This is a genomic window from Sphingomonas sp. CCH9-F2 (assembly GCF_001556735.1).
GTDB classification, from domain to species: domain Bacteria; phylum Pseudomonadota; class Alphaproteobacteria; order Sphingomonadales; family Sphingomonadaceae; genus Sphingomonas; species Sphingomonas ginsenosidimutans.
On the sequence record NZ_LSJO01000077.1, the window covers coordinates 1 to 3,153 of the forward strand.

At 69.3% G+C, this 3,153-nt stretch carries 3 protein-coding genes and 1 pseudogene; 2 read left to right on the plus strand and 2 right to left on the minus strand.

Features of this window, described 5'->3' with window-relative positions; all coding sequences use genetic code 11:
* A pseudogene (locus tag AX685_RS02210) lies at nt 1–627 on the minus strand (MFS transporter); the annotation flags it as partial.
* 63 nt (nt 628–690) lie between these two features.
* On the opposite strand from AX685_RS02210, the gene AX685_RS02215 reads away from it, so the two are divergent.
* Entirely contained in the window at nt 691–1,830 is a 1,140-nt protein-coding gene (locus AX685_RS02215; RefSeq protein ID WP_066484946.1) for an aromatic ring-hydroxylating oxygenase subunit alpha, read from the plus strand.
* Here AX685_RS02215 and AX685_RS02220 read toward each other — a convergent pair.
* On the minus strand, nt 1,827–2,252 hold the full coding sequence (locus AX685_RS02220; protein ID WP_066484949.1) for a response regulator: 426 nt from the start codon (nt 2,250–2,252) through the stop codon (nt 1,827–1,829). The genes AX685_RS02215 and AX685_RS02220 overlap by 4 nt on opposite strands.
* 103 nt (nt 2,253–2,355) lie before the next feature.
* Here AX685_RS02220 and AX685_RS02225 point away from each other — a divergent pair.
* On the plus strand, nt 2,356–3,153 hold a 798-nt coding region (locus AX685_RS02225), incomplete at its 3' end, for a pseudouridine synthase (RefSeq protein WP_156445609.1).

A 3,153-nucleotide genomic window follows, 5' to 3' on the forward strand; every position in this document is an offset into this window, starting at 1 on the left:
GCGTCGCGGCTCGCCGACGATCAGCCCCGCCAGCATCGCCGGCAGTGCCAGCGCCGCGCACGCCAGATAGCCGGCCGCCCAGCCGTGCCGTGCCGCCACCACCAGCGCCAGCGCGCCCGCGCCCGCCGATCCGATCCGCCAGCCGTACTGGCTCATTCCCGATCCGACGCCCAACTGGCGCGGCTCCAGTATCTCGATGCGATAGGCGTCGATGACGATGTCGAACGTCGCCCCCGCCGCACCGACCAGGATCGCCGCGGTCGCCGCGGCGGCGATGTCCGCCTTCGGATCGACCAGCGCCAGATTGGTCACCGCCGCGATCACCAGCACGCCGGTCAGCAGCAGCCACGACACCCGTTGTCCCAGCCCGCCGATCACCGGAAGGCGGACGCCATCGATCATCCACGCCCACAGGAATTTCAGGTTGTAGACCAGGAACGCCAGACTGAACGCGGTGACCGTCTTCTTGTCGATCCCGTCCTGTGCCAGCCGCGTCGTCAGCGTCGCGGCGATCATCGAGTAAGGGAAGCCCGAGGACACGCCCAGCGCGAACGCCGCCAGCGGCCCGCGTTCGACATAGGGGCGCACGCCATCCACCCACGTCCGCCCGTCCGTCCTGCCCGCCATCAAACGCTTGCTCCGAAGAATGAAGGGCGCGACACTATCGACAAAATACGGAGAGGTAAGCCCATGAACGCACCTGTCGGCGCGCTGGCGCCCACGCCTGGCCAATTGGCGCTCGCCCGGCTGCTCGCCGATGGCGGGCGACGGCGGGACATCGGCATCACGCATGTCGATGCCGCGGCCTATACCGATCCGGCACGCCACGCCGCCGAACAGGCGCGCATCTTCACGAAGGTGCCGCTGGTCGCCGCGCCCTCGGCGCTGCTGCCGCAAGCCAATATGGCGGTTCCGCACGACGGCTTCGGCAAGCCGCTGCTGATCGCGCGCGACCGCGACGGGCAGGCGCACGTCTTCCTCAACGTGTGCAAGCATCGCGGCACGCGGCTGGTGGAGGGCGAGGAAGCGGTGTGCGCGCCGCGGCTGGTCTGCCCCTATCATGCGTGGAGCTACGCGCTCGACGGCCGACTGGCGGGGCTGCCGCGCGGCGATGCCTTTCCGGGCCTCGACAAGGAAGCGTTCGGGCTGACCCGCCTTCCCACGCGCGAGGCGGGCGGGCTGATCTGGTTCAGCTTCGCCGAGGATGCCGATTTCGCGGAGGCGGACGCGCTGGGGCTGGACTTCGACGCATTCGGCCTGGCGCAGATGCACCTGTTCCGCCGCCGCACGCATCGCGTCGACGCCAACTGGAAGCTCATCATGGATGCCTTCCTGGAAAGCTATCACGTGCTGCGCCTCCACGCCGACACGATCGGCCCGTTCTTCAAGGACGGCGTCGCCTCCGCCGACACGATCGGCTCGCACCAGCGATCGGCGGTGGGGCGCGACGTCGACGCGGCGGCGGTGCGCGCTGCCGACTGGCCGACGCTGCGCGGCGCGATCACCTATACCTATCAGATGTTTCCGGGCGCGGTGCTGATCGTCAGCCCCGATTACGTCAACCTGATGGTGCTGATGCCGCAGGCGCATGACCGCGTCTGGGTGGAGGATTTCATGCTGATCCCGGAGCCGCCGGCGACCGAAAAGGCGCTGCGCCATTGGGAAAAGAGCTGGAACCTCCTCGACGGCGGAGTCTTCGCCGCGGAGGATTTCCGCGCCGCCGCGCTCGGGCAGCAGGGGCTGTCATCCGGCGCGATCGACCGCATAACACTGGGCACGCTGGAGGCGGGCATCCGCCTGTTCCACGATCAGGTGGAGGCGCGGCTCTAGCCCGCGAACAGCCGCAGGCCGGACGGCAGCGACCGCGGTCGCTTGCCCTGACGCGATCGATCGATCGCATCGACCGCGCCCAGCAGGTCGCGCTGCGCATAGGGCTTGGCCAGGCACCCGACCGCCAGCGCGGCCGCATCCGCGGGACACAGGCTCGACACGAACAGCACCGCGATGCCGCGCGCCTGCGCATGGCGCGCCACGTCGATGCCGTTGCCGTCCGCCAGATTGATGTCGGCCAGGATCAGGTCGATCGCGGCGTCGCGCTCGATCGCCGCGACCGCATCCGCGACGCGATCGACCGTCGCGACGACCTCATAGCCTTCCTCGGTCAGCAGGTGTTCGGTATCGAACGCGACCAGCGGTTCGTCCTCCACCACCAGCAGGCGGGTGATCACGCGTCGTTTGCGTCCGAATATCATGGGGCTGGCCGTTTTCCCGTCGTTGCGCAAGCATAACGCAGCCAAGCGTACATCGCCGCAAATATTTCCGCACGGTGACGTCGCGATCCGCTAATGAGCCGCCATGGCCGATGATCGCCCCCAACACCGTATCGCCAAGCTGCTCGCGCGTGCGGGCGTCGCTTCCCGCCGCGAAGTGGAGCGGACGATCGAGGAAGGGCGCGTCGCGCTCGACGGCGTGGCGCTGACCACCCCCGCGACCGTGCTGCGCTCGCTCCATGGCGTCACCGTCGACGGCCAGCCGGTCGCCGCACCCGAACCCGCGCGACTGTTCCTGTTCCACAAGCCGACCGGCGTGCTGACCACCGAGCGCGACCCGGCGGGCCGCCCGACGATCTACGACCGGCTGCCCAAGGATCTGCCGCGGCTGGTGCCGGTCGGCCGGCTGGATCTCAATACCGAGGGGCTGTTGCTGCTGACCACTGACGGCGGGCTGAAGCGCCAGCTGGAGCTCCCCTCGACAGGGGTGGAGCGCACCTATCGCGCGCGCGCCTATGGCCAGGTCAGCCAGCAGCAGCTGGAGGATCTGATCGACGGTATCGAGATCGAGGGCGTGCGCTACGGCTCGATCGACGCCAATCTGGAGCGCCGCACCGGCGCCAACGTTTGGGTCGAGATGACGCTGCGCGAGGGCAAGAACCGCGAGGTGCGGCGCGTGCTGGAACATCTCGGCCTGCGCGTCAGCCGGCTGATCCGCGTGCGCTACGGCCCGTTCGTACTCGGCGACCTGCCGGTGGGGGGCGTGGGCGAGGTGCGCGTCGCCGATCTGGTCGCATTCCGGCAAGCGCTGAAGACCGCCGCGCCAAACCGTCCGGCGACGCCCGACGTATCGGTCGCCGGACGGTTTGGCGCGGCGGTCTTC

Excerpts from the sequence above, each read along its gene's own strand:
- AX685_RS02215 (WP_066484946.1), top strand. The coding sequence starts at position 691 with ATGAACGCACCTGTCGGCGCGCTGGCGCCCACGCCTGGCCAATTGGCG.
- AX685_RS02220 (WP_066484949.1), bottom strand. The coding sequence starts at position 2,252 with ATGATATTCGGACGCAAACGACGCGTGATCACCCGCCTGCTGGTGGTG.